The following is a 16,614-nucleotide window of genomic DNA, read 5'->3' as shown; positions in this document are numbered from 1 at the left end:
CGCGCGGATACAGGTTGGCTGTAAAGTTGCATATTCATGTATATACAAGAGTGTGCGGCAGCCATGACCGGATCTGAAATGGATGTTGCGCTTAACCATAAGCAGGATACGAGAGCAGACTGTGATGAAAACCAAGGTGTTCCCGGGATGGTACGTCGTGTTCGCGGCGCATGTGTTGCTGGCCCTTATCTTTGGCGGTGCCTACTCCTTCGGGGCGTTCCTCTCACAGATCCAGTCCAACTTCGAGGTGGGACGTTTTTCCGTGGCCTCGGTGTTTTCGCTGACGGCCCTGATCTATTACTCGGTCGGGGTCTTCTCCGGTTCTCTGGCCGATCGCATCTCGGCCCGGGTCGTGATCGGCCTTGGCATCGTCTTGCTGGCGCTGGGTTTTTTCCTCAGCAGCCTGGCCGCTGACTCTTTGCAGTGGTTCCTGGTGTGCTTCTGTGTGCTGGTCGGACTGGGTGTCGGTCTGGTGTATGTGCCGACGGTGACGGCGGTGCAGCGCTGGTTCGTGAAGAACCGCAGCCAGGCTTCGGGTATTGCGCTGGCGGGCACCGGGGTCGGGACCTTTGTCGGCCCCTCGGTCGCCGGATTGCTGATGCAGTATTTCTCCTGGGAGTCGACCCTGCAGATCTTTGCCGGGGCCATTCTGGTGGTCGGTCTGCCGGTGGCTTCGCTGGTCAGGAGTCATCCACAGGAGCTGGGACTTTTTCCGGACGGTCTCGTGCCTTCTTCTTCGAGCCCCCAGCGTCATGTGGTCGCCAACGGCCTGGGCTTGGCCGAAGCCGCGGGAACGGCGCGATTCTGGTGGTATTTCGGGGCGATTTTCTTTGGATCGGTCGGTCTGTTTCTTGCGCTGGTGCACATCAATCCCTACGCGCGCCAGTTTGGTATTTCCGCTACCCAAGCCAATTTGCTGATCGGCCTTATCGGCGTCGGCAACGTCGCCGGCCGCTTGTTCCTGGGCAGTCTCGGTGACCGGATGGGCGCACGGCGCTTGCTGATGCTGCTGACCTTCGCGCTGGTGCTGCTCAATCTGCTGTGGCTCGGTGCCCATACCTTCACCACGCTGGCGCTGTTCGCCGTGTGTTTCGGCGTGGCCAATGGGGGCTGCATTTCCCTCTACCCGGCGGTGGCGGCCAACTGGTTCGGCACGGCGAGCCTGGGCGCCATTCTGGGTGCCCTGTACATGTCCGTCGGGGTCGCTGCCCTGATCGGCGGGAGTGTCGCGGGGCTGCTGTTTGACCTTTATCAGAGCTACGTGGCTTCGATTCTGCTGGGAGCGCTTTGTGCGCTGCTGTCGGTGCTGTTTATCCTGATTGCCAGTCGCCCGTTGCCTCAGCTCGCTGTTCCGGCCCCCTCGGCATAAACCCGCCCAAGAAACCCGAGCATTGCCGCATTCACGGCCTCGGCTTTCTCACTCTGTATCCAGTGCCCGCAATCCTCGATCAGCTGCTGTTCGAGTTGCGGCACCAGCCCTGGCATGCGTTTGATGGTGTGGGCTTCCAGCACACCCACCGGGTCGCGATCGCCGATCAGGAACAATGTCGGCTGCCGGACCTGCAAACCTGCCAGAAACTCCGTGCGCTGCCAGTTGCGTTCGAAGTTGCGATACCAGTTCAGCGCGCCACGAAAGCCCTGGCCGGCAAAGGTCTGCCGGTAGATTTCGTAATCCGCGGGCGCACACCAATCGGGTAACTCCGTGGCTACTGCCACGCCGTCAAACAAACGTGCATCGACCGCCTTGGTTTGCAGGAAGACTTCGGTGTCGCCCATAAACGCCCGCAAGCTCCGGTCGATATCCGCATCGAGTTCTTGTTCGGCGATCCCGGGTTCCTGGAAATAGAGGATGTAGTTGAAGCGATCGGCATAGTGCTCGCGCATCAGTTCGGTCGCCGGGCGCTTGGGGCGTCCGCCAAAAGGCACCGACAAGGTGACCAGCGCCTTGACCCGCTGCGGCTCCAGTAACGCCAGGTGCCAGGCCACCGGCGCGCCCCAGTCGTGGCCGACGATGCAGGTTTGTGTGTGCCCGAAGGCATCCATGGCGGCCTGGATATCGGCGCAGAGTGTCAGCAGGTCGTACGCGTTCACATCGGCGGGGGCACTGCTGCGCCCGTAGCCGCGCATCTCCGGGACAAACACCCGATAACCCGCCTGCACCAGCGCCGGCACCTGGTTGCGCCAGGAATGCCAGCATTCCGGGAAACCGTGGAGAAGCCACACCGGCCGGCCGTCAAGCGGCCCCGCCACATGCACGCTCAGTTCGATCCCATTGACCGACAAGATCTGTTGTTCGAATTCGTTCATCCGCCGCACTCCCTGACCCAGGTAAAAGACCCTAGCAGAACGGCGGCGCGCTGCTAATCATCATTCATTGACCGAATCATGACTAAAACACGTCATTCAATTCAGGCTTGAGAGCAGCGCGCGGGCGGCGTACAGCACTCCGAATATCGCCATCATCAGCAGCAGGATGCCGGAAGCGAAGGTGATCTTGGCCTTGTGCCTGACCGCAAAGGCCTGGCGGGCGAGCAGGATATAGAAGGTCATGGCCGCCAGGTCGATCACCGCCCAGAGCACCGCGAGCAACGCCACGCTATGGCCGAAGGACGGCGTGACCTGGATGAATTGGGGGAAGAAGGAGACGAAAAAGATGATCTCCTTGGGATTGGAAATACCCACCAGGAAGCCATTGACGAAACCGGTGCGCCGCTCGCTCCTGTTGGCTTGCACACCGTCGTCGACAGCTGTCGAGAGGGCTTCCTGAAGGCTCTTTACCCCCAGGTAACCGATAAACAGACAGCCGCTCAGGCTGACGACATTGATCAATTGCAGGTTGAGCGAAAGGCCGCCGCTTAAAATCAGCGCCGCCAGCAGCGCCAGTACCAGCGACGCCCCATTGGTGCCGAGCATCGTCAGCAGCGCCCGGCCACTGCCGGCCCCCAGGCTGGTGTTGACCAGCAGCGCGACCACCGGGCCGGGTGTCACGATCAGCAGGGAAATGCTCAGCAGGTAAAGCAGTAGCAACGAGAGGTTCATGGAGGAGCGCCTGCGCGGGAGAATCGAGTCCGGCAAGCCTGAGGGAGTGCCGCGGGTTTGAAAAATGGATAAATCTGTGCCTCACTATGATTATTAATCATAGTGAGGCGAGCCCATGGCCGAACGTATCCCACCGCTCTATGCCCTGCGTGCTTTCGAGGTGGCGGCCCGGTCCTCTTCGTTTACCCGCGCCGCCGAGGAACTGTCGCTGACCCAGAGCGCCATCAGTCGACATATTCGCAATCTGGAGGCGCTGTTCGGCTGTCATCTGTTCGAGCGCAATGGCCCGAAGCTGCAATTGACCGAAGCCGGGCAACGCCTGGCCCATGGCTTGAAAACCGGGTTCAAGGTGATCGAGGAGGCCTGTCTGCCTTTTCGCGCCAATGCCGAGCAGCTACGGCTGAAGGCGCCGTCGAGCCTGACCATGCGCTGGCTGTTGCAGTCGCTGGAAAACCTCAAGCAGGTGAACCCTGACTTGCCGGTGCAACTGTCCAGCGTGTGGATGGATATCGACACCGTCGACCTCCACACCGAACCCTATGACTGTGCAATTCTGCTCGGTGACGGGCGTTTTGGTGCCCAGGTCGAGTGCTGCAAGCTCTTCGACGAGTGGCTGATTCCGATCTGTTCGAGTCAGCTTCTGGAGGTCGAACCCTGGAGTCCCGACACCCTGGAGCAGCACGAACTGATTCACTCGTCCACGGACCGGCGCGACTGGCGGCGCTGGTTGGCGGGCATGGGCTGGGAAGGGCGGGCGAGGGTGGAGCGCGGCAAGCTGTTCAGTACCCTGGACCAGGGGATCTCGGCCGCCATGCGCGGGCACGGCGTTTCGATCGGTGACCTGTACCTGATCCTCGAAGATGTCCGTGGCGGTTTGCTCGGGCTGCCGTTCAAGACCGCCGTCGGCTCGGGCGAGGCTTACTACCTGGTCTGGCTGAAAAGCAGCCTGCGCAAGGAACGCATTCTGGCCTTTCGCGATTTCCTGTTGGGCGACGTGCCCGAAATGGATCTGCCGGGCATCGAGTTTCGTTGATCGGGATCAGGTGATGCTCAGGGCAGGACGATATAGTCATTACCCTGCACAATGCCGCGATTCGGCGCCTGCACCAGCTCGATATAACGCCCGCCGACCAGGTCGATGGGCAGGCAGTCGTCGATATCCAGCAGGGCATCGGTGTGCGCCTGCTCCCAGCCTGCCAGCATCTGCCGCATGCCCAGGCGCTTGGCCTCGGCCTTGTCGCGGGCCACCACCAGCAGGTAATGATGCGCTTCGCCGAAGGCCCGGGCTTCGTAGCCGCCCAGGTTGATAAAGTACAGGCGCGGCGAGCCGGGGGCGGGCGCCAGGTTGCTCAGTTCGACCTTCCAACCGTCGACGCCGTCGACCTGCATCCAGGCATCGATATGCAGGCCGGCGGGGCTGCCGAACCACTCCTGGCGCAGTTGCGGATAGGTGGCCTCCAGGTTGTCGGCCAGTACAAAGGCCACATCGTGCACTTCTATTTTCGCCCGGGGATGTTTTCCGCCGAGCATGACCACCCAAAGCATGCCTGTTCCTTTCTGTCAGCCGCCGAGCGCAGATGAAAAATGTTTCATAATTCGCTTGCCAAGCAGCGTCTATAGTAATCGCGCTCGTTCAAAAGCTTCCCTTGCCCGCCCTCCCGCGGGCTTTTTTTTGCCTGGGAATTGAGCGGGTCATGGGGGCGCAAGCCTGCAGGATACCTGCTGTGCCGATCACCGTTCGTCAGTCCCGCGGTTTTTTTCTAAACCTTGCCCGCCCGATTATTTCCAATCCTTCAGCCCACCTGTTTTTTTAAAGTGCTGGAGAACGCCCATGAGCCGGAAGACCCCCCTGTTACGTCTCACCTCTCTTGTCCTGCTGCTGGGCGCGAGCCTCGCCGGGCCGGTCAATGCCGGTACCCCCGCGCAGTTCATCGATACGGCCTCGGCGTCCGGGATCGCCGAGATCGAGACCAGCCGCCTGGCGATCCAGAAAACCACGTCCACGGACATCAACAGCTTTGCCGTGGAAATGATCAAGGACCACACCGACGCCAACCGCGACCTGAAGGCCATCGCCGCCCATCACGACCTGCCCATGGCCCCGGAGGCGGAAATCCTCGACCGGGCGCGCAAGCTGATGTTGCAGGTGCAGGTGCAGGAAGGTGAATCCTTCGATATCGCCTATGTGGCCAACCAGATCAAGGCCCATGAGGACGCGATCCAGCTGTTCAAGGATGAAGCTGAACATTCCGCGTCCCCGGAGTTGAAGGCCTTCGCCATACAAACCCTGCCCAAGTTGCAGATGCATCTGGACATGGCGAGGAAGTTGGAAATGAGCCATCACAAGGGCAATTGAGCGAGTGCCCTGGGCGCTGTCGGAATGATGGAGTCGGTGTAAGAGATGGCGTACGTAAGGAAAAGTGATCGGTGCTGACGACTAAGTGGCGTCACATAGCTACGATGTCTGCCAGGGCCTCTATCGAAGGCCGGCGCCAGAAGCGCGAGGCTCCTGGTGCCGACAAGAACCCATGGATTGCCTTGCGCGGTTGCTTTTCCATCACTCTATAGGGACGTATTGATGTGATTTCCATTCTTGAACTGCGCAACATCATTGAACTCGGCTTTTTACCCCTTCGTTGCCAATGCACGGTGAGCCATGACAGCTCGCTGACGGTGAAGGTCTTCGACCCGGATTCGGGGAGGGTGGATTTGCTGGTGACCGGGATTTCCACGGTCCGCTTGACCAGTGCCAGGGCCATTTCCAACCTCGTGGGCGAATTGCGTTCCGAACTGGTGGCCAATCAACAGGCGTTCTTCATTGGAGGGGGACAACTGGCGAGGCAAATACCCGCCAAGCTCTAGGCGCCTGTCAGAAGGGCCGGCTCAAGGACTTGAACCGGCCCTTCTCACTCCAGGTCATTTCTGTGGGGAACCGCTGCCGAGACCTGGAAGGTTGTTTTCGGTGCCGCCGGAACTGCGGGAGCCACCGGGCTTGCTGCGGGCTTTCGAGCGGATCGGTCGGGCCGCGCGAGGGGGGACGGATTCATGGTGAGTCTCCTTGTCGATTAAAGAGTCCTTACCTGATATCGGTCCCCAGCCGCCGGCTCGAGTGCCGTTGGCGCGACGAACGGCTCAGTCCTCGCTGATCTCGTTGAACGAGCAATACTCGTCCCAATCCATGCCCAGGGCCTCGGCCACTTCGCGGTGGACTTCCAGGCGCATGGCCTTGAGCTCCTCAGGGGTTTCAGCCACCAGTTGCAAGGTCAGTTCCCAGGGTTCGAGCCCCTGGTTTTCGGCTTCGTCCTCGAAGGCCCACTGGAACTGTTGCTGCTGTTCCTTCGGGCTCAGGTCGCGGGTTTCTTCGCGCAGGTGCGGGTGGGCGTCGAGGAACCTGGCAAGGGCGACCTCGGTTCGGGATTCTTTGGCAATCATGCTGGCGTCTCTGTCGGATGGCCGGGCGGCAAGCCGTCGGCGGGCCCGTGGGCCTGGAAAATACTGCGGCCATGCTAGCGGCTTCACTCTCGGATGGAAAGAATCGCCCGGCTCTGCGACGCTAGCAGGCTTTCAACCTTGTATACGGCGGATGCGATGACCGCAGCACTCTCTACCCCGGGCCCGGTAAAGGCCGTGATTTTCGATATGGACGGTTTGCTGCTCGACACCGAGGGCATCTATTCCGAAGTGACGCAGCTTATCGTCGGTCGCTACGGCCGGACCTTCGGCTGGGATCACAAACAGCACATCATCGGTCGTGGTGCCGGCGATCTGGCCCGTTACGTGGTCGAGGCGATGGAGTTGCCGATCAGCCCCCAGGAGTTCCTGGAGGTGCGCGAGCCGCTGATGCGCGAGCGTTTCCCCAAGGCCGGTTCCATGTCCGGCGCCGAGGCGCTGGTGCGGCATCTGTCGGCCCACGGGATTCCGATTGCGGTGGGCACCAGTTCTTCGCGGGGCTCGTTCGAGTTGAAGACCACCCTGCACCGGGAATGGTTTGCGCTGTTCGATACCATTGTCACCGCCGACGACCCCGAAGTCGGCGAAGCCAAGCCGGCGCCGGATATTTTCCTGCTGGCGGCCAAGCGCCTGGGAGTGGCGGCCGAGGACTGCCTGGTGTTCGAGGACTCGCCGTTTGGCGTGACGGCGGCCAAGGCGGCGGGCATGTATGCGGTGGCGGTGCCCGATCCGGCGATGGCGGCGGAGAAATACCACCATGCGGATCGGATCGTGCAGTCGCTCAAGCATTTCCCGCTGGCGCCGGTCGGGCTACCGACGATTGACTGGGACCTTGTCTGACGGCGTGGTCTTTCAGGCAGCGGACACCGACAGTCCGCTGCGGCGCTGCATCACCACCCAGATGCCCAGCGCCAGGGCGGAAATCAAGCCGCCGGCGGTGACGATGCCGTTCCAGCCATAGGGCCCGTACAACTGCGCCCCGAGCAGCGAGCCCAGCGCGCCGCCGATGAAATAGCAGGTGATATAACCGGCATTCAGACGGTTGCGCGCTTGGGGGCGGATCTTGAACACGGCGTTCTGGTTGCTGACGTGAATCAGCTGCACGGCAAAGTCCAGCACCAGCACGCCGATCAGCAGCGCCGCCAGTGAATGTCCGGCAAAGCCCAGCGGCAGCCATGACAACAGCAACGCCAGCAGGCCCAGGGTGGTGGCGAACTCGCCCTTGCCCCGATCGGCCATGCGCCCGCCGAGGTTCGCCGCCATGGCACCGACGGCACCGGCCAGGCCGAACAGGCCGATCACCCCATCCGAATAGCCATAGGGCGGGCTCGCCAGCAGGAAGGCCAGGGGCGTCCAGAACAACGCGAACAGGCAGAAGGTCAGCAGGCCCATGACGGCGCGCAGCCGCAGCACCGGCTCCTCGACGAACAGGCGAAACACAGAGCCGAGCAAGGCCGGGTAACTCAGCCCTGCATGCTGGTGGTTTTCCGGCAGGGCACGCAGCAGGGCGAAGGCGCAGATAAACATCAGGCCGGCCGCCAGCAGGTAGATGCTGCGCCAGTCGCCAAGGTCGGACAGCAGGCCCGCCGCCGTGCGCGCCAGGAGAATGCCAAGCAACAGGCCGCTCATCAGCGTGCCGACCACCCGCCCGCGTTGTTCCGGTGCGGTCAGGCTGGCGGCCATGGGCACCAGCACCTGGGCCACCACCGAGAACAGGCCGGCCAGCGCGGTGCCGAACAGCAGCCAGGGCAGGCTTGGCGAGAACGCGCTGATCAGCAGTCCGAGGGCACTGAGCAGGGTCATGATGAAAATCAGCCGGCGTTGTTCGAACAGGTCCCCCAGCGGCACCAGCAGCAACAGTCCGGCGCCGTAACTCAGTTGCGCGGTGATGACGATGGTGCCGGCGGTACCGGTGCTCAGGCCCAGGTGCTGGGCGATGGTGTGCAGCAGCGGCTGGGCGTAGTAGTTACTGGCAACCGCGAGGCCGGTGGCAATCGACATCAGCAGGATCAGGGCAGAACTCAAAGGTTTGTGTATAGCGTTGGTGTCGGACATTGACTGTCTCGTTGTGTGAATTCGATGCACGAATTATCTGGAATGTCTTAGCATGACACCAATGCATTGTTTTCATTCTATCCATCTTGAAACGAGATACAGCCGATGAACCTCAAGCAGATCGAGTACGCCCTGGCGGTGGCGGATGAGGGCAGCTTCACCCGTGCGGCCGAGCGCTGCCATGTGGTGCAGTCGGCCCTCAGTCATCAGATCGCCCGTCTGGAAGAGGATCTGGGCGCGGCGCTGTTCGAGCGCAGCTCGCGCAAGGTGCGCCTGACCGCGGCCGGCGAGGCCTTTGTCCGCAGCGCCCGGCCGGCGCTGGAGGCGACCCGACGGATTGTCGCCGAAGTGGCGGCGGCTTCCGGGGAGGTGCGCGGCAGCCTGTCCATCGGCAAGATCTCGTCCCTGACCGAAGTCGACCTGGTGGGCTTGCTCGCGCGTTTCCACGGACTTTATCCACAGGTGGACATTCACCTGAATATGAGCAAGAGCGAGTCGCTGATGCTCGATGTGCGCGAACGGCGGCTGGACCTGGCGTTTGTCGGTTTATGGCCGGGGGAAAAGATCGAGGGCCTGGCGCAGCGGCTGCTGGCGGAGGAGGAGTTGGTGGCGGTGCTGCCGCTGGGGCATCCGCTGACCCGCTTCGAGCGTCTGCCGTTGGCGGAGTTGGAGAACCAGCCGCTGGTGGATTTCCAGGCCGGCACGGCGGGGCGCCGGCAGACCGATGAGGCCTTTGCCGCGGCGGGCTTGCGCCATCGGGTGCAGTTCGAGGCGGGCAATGTGATGCTGGTGGGGGAGTTCGTACGTCGGGGGCTGGCGCTGGGCCTGGTGCCGAAGAAAATCGCCGAGGGCTTCGAAGGGGTGGTGACGCTGCCGGTGTCCGACGCGCCGTCGCGGTACCTGTACGCGGTGTGGTCGCATACGCCGACGCCTGCGGCTGCAGCATTTCTGCTGTTGCTGGAGCAGGCGTTGGCACTGCAACCGCGTGTTACGCGCTGAACCCGCCATCGATGGTCAGGCTGGCCCCGGTGATGTAGCCGGCTTCCGGCCCTGCCAGATAGGCGACGAAGCTGGCGATCTCCTCGACCCGGCCATAACGGCCACCGGCCATGAGGCTGATCAGGCTGCCGGCGAAATCACTGTCGGCCGGGTTCATATCGGTGTCCACCGGGCCGGGCTGCACATTGTTGACGGTGATGCCCCGTGGCCCGAGATCCCGTGCCAGGCCCTTGGTCAGGCCCACCAGCGCGGACTTGCTCATGGCGTACGCGGCGCCGCCGGCGAACGGCATGCGTTCGGCGTTGGTGCTGCCGATATTGATCACCCGACCGCCTTCGCCCATATGCCGGGCGGCTTCCTGGGTGGCGATAAAGACGCTGCGCACGTTGACTGCCAGGGTCCGGTCGAAATCTTCCAGCTTGAACTCGTCAAGTGGTCCCATGGCCAGCACGCCGGCATTGTTGACCAGGATGTCGATTCGGCCAAAGGCTTCGACGGTGCTGCTGACCGCATGACGAATGGCGACGGCATCGGCGCTGTCGGCCTTGATCGCCAGGGCCTTGCCGCCGTCGGCGATCACGCTGTCCTGCAATTCCCTGGCCTTGGCGTCGGAACTGACGTAGGTGAAGGCTACTGTTGCGCCCTGGGCCGCCAGGCGCTTGACGATGGCGGCACCGATGCCGCGCGAGCCACCTTGGATCAAAGCTACTTTGCCAGTCAGATTGTGTTCGGTCATGTCGTTCTCCAAAGTTCAAGGCCGTGGAAGGGTGGGGAGGTGGCCTTGTTGTTGGAGCCGAGTATCGACCTCGGATTGCTGACTGTGTAGACGGTAATTGCTACAGTCTGTGTAAACCAAAAGTTTATAGTGGTGAGCATGGAAACCTTCAGCAGTATCGAATGTTTTGTCCGCAGCGCCGAAGTCGGCAGCTTTGCCGAGGCGGCGCGGCGCCTGAGCCTGACCCCGGCGGCGGTCGGTAAAAGTGTCGCCAAGCTGGAGGCGCGGCTGGGGGTACGGCTGTTCCAGCGCAGCACCCGCAGCCTGAGCCTGACCGAGGCCGGCCAGGTGTTCCTCGGTGAGGTCAGCGCCAGCCTGCACACCATCCAGAATGCCGTCGCCAACCTGGCCAGTGCCGAAGGCCGTCCGGCCGGCACCCTCAAGGTCAGCGTCGGCACGGTGTTCGGGCGTCTTTATGTGGTGCCGCTGCTCGGCGAGTTCCTGCGGCGTTTTCCGGATATCCGCCCGGACTGGCATTTTGATAACCGCCAGGTGGACCTGATCGGCCAGGGTTTCGACGCGGCCATCGGTGGCGGTTTCGAACTGCCCCAGGGGGTGGTGGCGCGCAAGCTGACGGTGGCCCATCGGGTGCTGGTGGCGTCGGCGGATTACCTGGCACGCCAGCCTGGGGTCAGCACCCCCGAGGATCTGCGCCGCTGCGACGGCATCCTGATCCGTTCGCCGCAGACTGGCCGCGTGCGTTCCTGGCAATTGACCGCGCGCAACGGCGAACATCAGCCGCTGAACCTGAGCCCGCGCATGACCATGAGCGATTCGGAAGCCGCCTGCGCCGTGGCGGCCCAGGGCCTGGGCGTGGCGCTGGTGAGCATGCCGTTCGCGGTGCCCTGGTTGCAGGCCGGGACCTTGCAGCGGGTGCTGCCCGACTGGTACGTCGACGACGGCCATATCTCGATCTACTACGCCGAACACAAGCTGCTCCCGGGCAAGACCCGGGCCTTTGTCGACTTCATCCGCGAGCAGTTCGCCGAGCAGCAGTTGGCCAGCCGCTTCGATGCCCTGTTTGACAAGGAGTCCCCTGTCGCCGGATAGTCTGGACGCCTGCCCAAGCACTGCTTTTCTCTCATCGATCCAATAATAAATAAATCGGAATCGGAGCTTCGGATGTCTGTACCCAGCGAGACGGCTACTCAAACGATTTCCTACAGCGATCTGGTGGCATTGCTTGCCCAGGTCTTTCAGCGCCATGGCACCTCGGCGGAAGTCGCCCGGGTCCTGGCCGAGAACTGCGCCAGCGCCGAGCGCGATGGCGCCCACAGTCACGGTATCTTCCGGATTCCCGGGTATGTCTCCACCCTCGCCAGCGGCTGGGTGGATGGCAAGGCCATTCCCCGGGTCGAAGATGTCGCCTCCGGCTTTGTCCGGGTCGATGCCGCCAACGGTTTTGCCCAGCCGGCCCTGGCCGCCGCCCGCGGGTTGTTGCTGGAGAAGGCCCGCAGTGCCGGGATCGCCGTGCTGGCGATCCGCAATTCCCATCACTTCGCCGCGCTCTGGCCGGATGTCGAGCCCTTTGCCTACGAGGGGCTGGTGGCCCTGAGCGTGGTCAACAGCATGACCTGCGTGGTGCCCCATGGCGCCGAGCGCCCGCTGTTCGGGACCAACCCGATTGCCTTCGCCGCGCCGCGGGCCGGTGGCGATCCGATCGTCTTTGACCTCGCCACCAGCGCCATGGCCCATGGCGATGTGCAGATTGCCGCCCGCGAGGGCCGCAGCCTGCCGCCCGGCATGGGCGTGGACCGCGACGGTCAGCCGACCTGCGACCCCAAGGCGATCCTCGACGGCGGCGCGCTGCTGCCGTTCGGTGGCCACAAGGGGTCGGCGTTGTCGATGATGGTCGAACTGCTGGCGGCGGCCCTGACCGGCGGCAATTTTTCCTTCGAGTTCGACTGGTCGAAACATCCCGGCGCCAAGACTCCCTGGACCGGGCAGTTGATCATTGTCATCGACCCGGCCAAATCGGCAGGGCAGGACTTCGCCGAGCGCGCCCGGACGCTGGTCAGCCAGATGCAGGGTGTCGGCCTGCAACGCCTGCCGGGTGACCGACGGCACCAGCAGCGGGCCGAGTCGCTACGCGAAGGGATCGTCCTGGCCGAGGGCGATCTGCAACAGTTGCGTGAACTGGCCGGTCAATGAGCCTTGCCGCCCGGGATGGACAAGATCCCGGGTGTACGGTTGGCGCCCGCCTGTAGCAGGGGATGGTATTCGGGTGGTCTTCCCAGGTGAGTGAGCAACAGTGTCAGGGAATCCGCGTTCTCCAGCATGACATCGACTCTTTTGTTCTCATCCGAGAAAAAAATCCGCCGGGCTTCATCCAGACTCCGGGCACCGGTTAGTTGCAACAACCGCTGGCGAGGTTTTCCCACCACGTCATGCCAGTGCCGGTCGTCATCGTCGGGCTCCTTGAACAATTCGTTGTCGGGGGTGCTGCTGGAGAAAGCGTGCTGTTGGAGCCGCTCCAGGGCATCGTGGTGCAGCCTTCCCAGCAGCGTGCTGGTATCCAGCAGATCGAGGAAGGGCCGGCTCGCATCCAGAGGACTGAAGTCGATCGTGTCGAGGACCAGATGGCTGACTTCATGCAGCAGGACCGCCGCCATATTGTGTCCCTGCATGTCGAAGGTTCTCGGGCGCAGGGGCAGGTAGACCTGGAAGCCGGGCTCGAAAAAGCGCTCGGTCAAATAGATTCTCCTGGCCGTTTCGTTGGACAGGATGAACGCCTGGATGTTGTACTCCGGGTGCAGGGCCGAGCCCACGACATAGCGTAACGAGGTCTCGGGATTGAGCGATGGATTGAGCAGTTCCCCGAGCAGCAGGTGCGCACGGAACTTGATTTTCCTGATCATGCTTTCATTCACCGCAGAGGTATCGAAGAACTTTTCCACGAAAAGGCGACGCTTTTTATCCAGGCGGGTGTCGGAAAAAAGTCGGTTCATGTTCCCGATGGCCGCGGTCAAATAGGCCGCGGCTTGTTCGTGGCCACGGCGGATCAGGCGAGCCCGGTCGGGGTAGAGTCGACGGATGCTGTTAATCCCGATCGCCTGTACGCGCAATTGTTCGCGGATTGCTCTTCGGGTCAGGCAAAAGTCAAACAGCTTCATTGCGAGAGTTCCTCCAGGCAGTGTCCTTGCAGGTTGAATGACCACTGTTTGTAGGGATTCTGTTGCAGCCATGGGCCCCGTTTATGGTCCTTGACGATGTGCCAGCGCTGATCGTCTTCCTGTACCTGGAAGACTTTTCCGCTGACCGCCGCGAAGGTCTTGCCGGTCATGGTGTCCTGGTACAGGCCGGTGACCAGATCCGGGCTCATGTCCGCCAAGGCCACGTCATGGGCTTCATGGCCGAGGATCGCGGCCTTTTGTCCGGGCGTCAGGTGACTGGCGCCCCAGGCCGGGTCGGCAAAGGGCGACTCGATAAGGCCTTCGGTTTCTGTTTGCACGGGGCCGGTCAGGCTCGATGGGCTCCAGCCGCGTCGTGCCACCGCCAGTTGCGCCAGACTGATGACGAACTCTTCGATCGCCTCGCCCCAGCGGCCCTGCCAGGCCTTTTGCGTCGCATCCTTGAGCTGCGGGAGGGTCTGCCAGATAAGAAGCGGCAAGCGCAGCCGCCCGAGCATGAACGTCGCGCCCTGCTCAAGCCCGGCCTTGAGCCAGGACAGGGCATTGCTCCAGACCGGGTGCTGGCCTGGCACGCTCTGCCGGCCGAGCATGTCCTTGAGCAGCGCGGTGGTGTCCCGGTAGAGCTGCTGGAAGAAATTGCCGCGCAGCGGATTGTCGCTGATTCCCAGGAGCGCCCGCTGTGCGCCGAACAGCTGTTGTGCGTAATGAGCGCGCCGCCCATGGGCCAGTCTTTCGAGGACTCGCTGTTGCAGGCTGCCCGAGTTCCTGAGGTCGGCCCGCAAGGCGGCTTCATCGATGTATTCCTGGAAAATCGGCTGCGGACCCTGGGGGCTGAGGAGAACTCGCGGGCCGCGTTCGCCGGATTTGGGACCGATCAGATAAAAACCGGCCACGGGGTCGGCTTTCCCCTGGGCGCCGCTGATCAATTCCAGCGGGCGAACATCGATGCTCTGTCCGTTCAAGGGTTTCCTGGCGAGACCGTCCGGCATCGCCAGCAGATGCTTGATATAGCCGTGGGCGGTGCTGGACAGGGTGTTGCGGATCACTTGGGTGAAGGCGTGCAGCAGGCTTTGCCAGAAAGCGTGTTTTCGAAAAGCGCGCTGGCGTTGGGCATTGCCACTCTCGCTGGACGACAGGTAGGAGTCGAGCAGGTTCCCATAGTGGCTGCCAACCGCGGCCTCTTTCACCAGGCTTTTCAGGCGATCACTGGTCAGCGCCCTGGGCAGCCAGCCCGTCGGGGTGCTCGCGATGATCGAGCTGTGGTCGATATCGTCGAAGTGCCGCAAGGCGAAGTCGGTCAGCGATTCACGGATGATCTCGGCGGCGTTGCGCAGCGTCAGCGAGACGCTGATCTGGTCGGGGTCAAGGCCGGCAGCCGGAAAGTCCCGTGACAGCAGGCTCCTGACCTTGGTCCTGGCGTTGTCGCGGATATCGGGAATGTCCTGGTGATAGTCCCCGGTCGTCGCGGCATCCTGGCGATAGTGGTCAAGCAGGCTCGCCAGGGCGAACTGCCGGCTGTCGCTGGTGTTCGCCAGCCAGGTTGGCAGCGCCAGGTGCAGGGCGGCGTTCTCCGCGGCCTGGATGGCTTTCTCAAGGGTGGGCAGCGTCGAGTGGGTGTCAAGACAGGACTGCAGGTGCCGACGCAGGTGCTCGCCCGAGTAGGCGCTGGCCGTGGCCTGGGCCAGGTCGCCCATCGCTTTGTCGACCAGCGAGTGTTGTTGATGGCTGCGCAAACTGTTTTGAATCAGTTCAAAGCCCAGGGCCGGATAAGCCCGGTAGTGGGTGGGGGGCTGCGGGATGGGCAGATTCGCCGGTCGTTCGCTTCTGGCGATATTCTCCAGCAGGGACAGGCGCTCCACGGGGTCGTGCAGGCGTCGTTGCAGCTCGACTTCGGCGGCGTGAAACGAGTGGAAGGTTTCCGCTCCCTGGACCGGGGTCCATAGCTGCACGGTGCCGGAGTGCTCGCTGTCCAGGCCGCCCCGTTCGGTCAGCAGGTAGCAATTGCGCAGTTTGATCGGCGGCTCCGCCGCGTCGATCCTGAGCGTCAGTGCGAAGGCATCCGGGATGAAGCCGCGCAAACCCGGGCGTTGGTCCCGGCGCTGGCTGTCGAGCAGGTTGTCGAGCAGCTCCAGGTCGGTTTCGCTCAAGGTGTTTTGCAGCACCTTGAACTGTGCTTCGCGGCGCAACCCGCTGGTCACGGCGTCGCTCAAACGCTCGGACAGTTCGCCATACACCGAGCGCTGCTGGCGCAGGTAGTGCCCGAGAAAATCCGGCAGGGCCTGCTCGACGATGGTGTTGAGCTGCGTGATGTCCAGGTCGGAAACGCGTGTCCAGTGATCTTCGCTATCCTTGCCGAACAGGCCGCGATGGGGGGCCTTTACCAGCGCGCCGGTGTGCTGGGTCAGGCGCTCGAGAAAGTGTTCCTCCAGGCTTTGTGAATGGCTCGGCAGCAGTGTCGTATCGCCGAGGGGCGGAAGGGCGGACGCATACTGATTGATGTAGAGGTTGCTGGGTGACAAGTTGCCTCGATGGATGAGGCTCAGTTCCCTGGACAGCTCGCTCTGGATGAAGTCCCTGAGGGACGGGCGCTTGTTCAGGCCCTCGGCGATGCTTTCCTTGAGCTCGCTCAGTGTTTTCAACTGGTACCTGACGGTGTCCAGCGTGGGCGCCAGTGTCCGCCGCAAGCCCGGTGTGACGAACCTCTCGCTGGGAGAGAGATCCAGGTGATGGCTCCATCGACCCAGGGGGGCGAGTGCAACCAATCGCGGCTCGATCAAGGCGCGGACATCCAGTGCTTGCTCGAACGCCGCGGCGAGGGCCAGCATGCCGTTGCTGCGGCGATAGCGTGTGAACACGTACTCCACGTTATCCAGCGGTTTGGCGACGACGCTATTGAACAGCGCCTTGAAGATCCCCGGGTTGCCCGCTGTCAGCCCGAGGTCGAGGGTCTGCGAGTCCTTCAGCTCGGCTCGTTCGCGCAGTGACAGGCCGTGGCGCAAGTCATTGTTATGGTCCGGGTCTTGAAGCCGGGTCTTGACCGAGGCCAGCAGTGAATTCTCGCTTTCGAAGGCCAGCAGTTGACCGGCGGCATAGAAGAAGAAAACCGGGCGTGGCTGACGGTCGCTGCGCACGACAAAGGCATTGGATAGTGCGCCACTGAACCCG

Annotated in this window: 16 protein-coding genes; 8 read left to right on the top strand and 8 right to left on the bottom strand. The window is 62.7% G+C overall.

Annotated features, from left to right (window positions below; all coding sequences use genetic code 11):
• Positions 1–124: 124 nt before the first annotated feature.
• Entirely contained in the window at positions 125–1,369 is a 1,245-nt protein-coding gene (locus tag M5C01_RS01455; RefSeq protein ID WP_218586068.1) for an MFS transporter, read from the top strand.
• Here M5C01_RS01455 and M5C01_RS01450 read toward each other — a convergent pair.
• Both M5C01_RS01450 and M5C01_RS01445 read right to left on the bottom strand, forming a co-directional pair.
• The gene (locus tag M5C01_RS01450) at positions 1,339–2,307 is read right to left on the bottom strand and encodes an alpha/beta hydrolase (protein ID WP_152737060.1); all 969 of its coding nucleotides are present in this window, start codon (positions 2,305–2,307) and stop codon (positions 1,339–1,341) included. The genes M5C01_RS01455 and M5C01_RS01450 overlap by 31 nt on opposite strands.
• Before the next feature lie 96 nt (positions 2,308–2,403).
• Complete coding sequence (locus M5C01_RS01445) at positions 2,404–3,039, bottom strand: LysE family translocator (RefSeq protein WP_152737059.1); 636 nt, start codon at positions 3,037–3,039, stop codon at positions 2,404–2,406.
• Positions 3,040–3,154: 115 nt separating this feature from the next.
• On the opposite strand from M5C01_RS01445, the gene M5C01_RS01440 reads away from it, so the two are divergent.
• Entirely contained in the window at positions 3,155–4,072 is a 918-nt protein-coding gene (locus tag M5C01_RS01440; RefSeq protein ID WP_152737058.1) for a LysR substrate-binding domain-containing protein, read from the top strand.
• 17 nt (positions 4,073–4,089) lie between these two features.
• Here the strand turns inward: M5C01_RS01440 and M5C01_RS01435 are convergent, their stop codons facing one another.
• Positions 4,090–4,584: a DUF1543 domain-containing protein gene (locus M5C01_RS01435; protein ID WP_152737057.1), complete on the bottom strand. Its 495-nt coding sequence runs from the start codon at positions 4,582–4,584 to the stop codon at positions 4,090–4,092.
• 286 nt (positions 4,585–4,870) lie between these two features.
• Here M5C01_RS01435 and M5C01_RS01430 point away from each other — a divergent pair, with 286 nt between their 5' ends.
• Positions 4,871–5,395: a DUF4142 domain-containing protein gene (locus tag M5C01_RS01430; RefSeq protein WP_152737056.1), complete on the top strand. Its 525-nt coding sequence runs from the start codon at positions 4,871–4,873 to the stop codon at positions 5,393–5,395.
• A gap of 224 nt (positions 5,396–5,619) precedes the next feature.
• Positions 5,620–5,901 carry a DUF1652 domain-containing protein gene (locus M5C01_RS01425; protein WP_177101601.1) on the top strand — a complete coding sequence of 94 codons (282 nt, stop codon included), beginning with the start codon at positions 5,620–5,622 and terminating at the stop codon, positions 5,899–5,901.
• Positions 5,902–6,171: 270 nt separating this feature from the next.
• Here M5C01_RS01425 and M5C01_RS01420 read toward each other — a convergent pair whose 3' ends face one another.
• Entirely contained in the window at positions 6,172–6,471 is a 300-nt protein-coding gene (locus M5C01_RS01420) for a DUF6388 family protein (protein WP_103497325.1), read from the bottom strand.
• A gap of 156 nt (positions 6,472–6,627) precedes the next feature.
• Between M5C01_RS01420 and M5C01_RS01415 the strand changes: the two genes are divergently transcribed.
• Positions 6,628–7,329 (top strand): HAD-IA family hydrolase, encoded by a 702-nt coding sequence (locus M5C01_RS01415; RefSeq protein ID WP_103497324.1) that lies wholly within the window; start codon positions 6,628–6,630, stop codon positions 7,327–7,329.
• 12 nt (positions 7,330–7,341) lie between these two features.
• Here M5C01_RS01415 and M5C01_RS01410 read toward each other — a convergent pair whose 3' ends face one another.
• Positions 7,342–8,544, bottom strand: coding sequence for an MFS transporter (locus M5C01_RS01410; protein WP_152737055.1), 1,203 nt, complete (start codon positions 8,542–8,544; stop codon positions 7,342–7,344).
• Positions 8,545–8,649: 105 nt separating this feature from the next.
• On the opposite strand from M5C01_RS01410, the gene M5C01_RS01405 reads away from it, so the two are divergent.
• Positions 8,650–9,543: a LysR family transcriptional regulator gene (locus M5C01_RS01405; protein ID WP_152737054.1), complete on the top strand. Its 894-nt coding sequence runs from the start codon at positions 8,650–8,652 to the stop codon at positions 9,541–9,543.
• Here the strand turns inward: M5C01_RS01405 and M5C01_RS01400 are convergent.
• Positions 9,533–10,279, bottom strand: a complete 747-nt coding sequence (locus M5C01_RS01400) for a 3-oxoacyl-ACP reductase family protein (protein ID WP_103497321.1) — start codon at positions 10,277–10,279, stop codon at positions 9,533–9,535. The two genes, M5C01_RS01405 and M5C01_RS01400, sit on opposite strands and share 11 nt — an antisense overlap.
• Positions 10,280–10,417: 138 nt before the next feature.
• Here M5C01_RS01400 and M5C01_RS01395 point away from each other — a divergent pair, with 138 nt between their 5' ends.
• Together M5C01_RS01395 and M5C01_RS01390 are read left to right on the top strand one after the other, a co-directional pair.
• The gene (locus M5C01_RS01395) at positions 10,418–11,368 is read left to right on the top strand and encodes a LysR family transcriptional regulator (RefSeq protein ID WP_152737053.1); all 951 of its coding nucleotides are present in this window, start codon (positions 10,418–10,420) and stop codon (positions 11,366–11,368) included.
• 72 nt (positions 11,369–11,440) lie between these two features.
• Positions 11,441–12,469, top strand: a complete 1,029-nt coding sequence (locus tag M5C01_RS01390; protein ID WP_152737052.1) for an Ldh family oxidoreductase — start codon at positions 11,441–11,443, stop codon at positions 12,467–12,469.
• Here the strand turns inward: M5C01_RS01390 and M5C01_RS01385 are convergent.
• Both M5C01_RS01385 and M5C01_RS01380 read right to left on the bottom strand, forming a co-directional pair.
• Positions 12,463–13,503, bottom strand: coding sequence for a hypothetical protein (locus tag M5C01_RS01385; protein WP_152737051.1), 1,041 nt, complete (start codon positions 13,501–13,503; stop codon positions 12,463–12,465). The genes M5C01_RS01390 and M5C01_RS01385 overlap by 7 nt on opposite strands.
• A complete protein-coding gene (locus tag M5C01_RS01380; RefSeq protein WP_248764274.1) occupies positions 13,428–16,580 on the bottom strand; it encodes a DUF6543 domain-containing protein in 3,153 nt (1,050 codons plus the stop codon). The genes M5C01_RS01385 and M5C01_RS01380 overlap by 76 nt, the downstream gene beginning before the upstream one ends.
• Between the last annotated feature and the right edge of the window lie 34 nt (positions 16,581–16,614).

This window comes from Pseudomonas sp. MWU12-2319, from assembly GCF_023242525.1.
Classification (GTDB): Bacteria; Pseudomonadota; Gammaproteobacteria; order Pseudomonadales; family Pseudomonadaceae; genus Aquipseudomonas; species Aquipseudomonas gingeri_D.
Note: the sequence above shows the minus strand (reverse complement) of the source record. Positions and strands in the feature narration are given on the sequence as shown.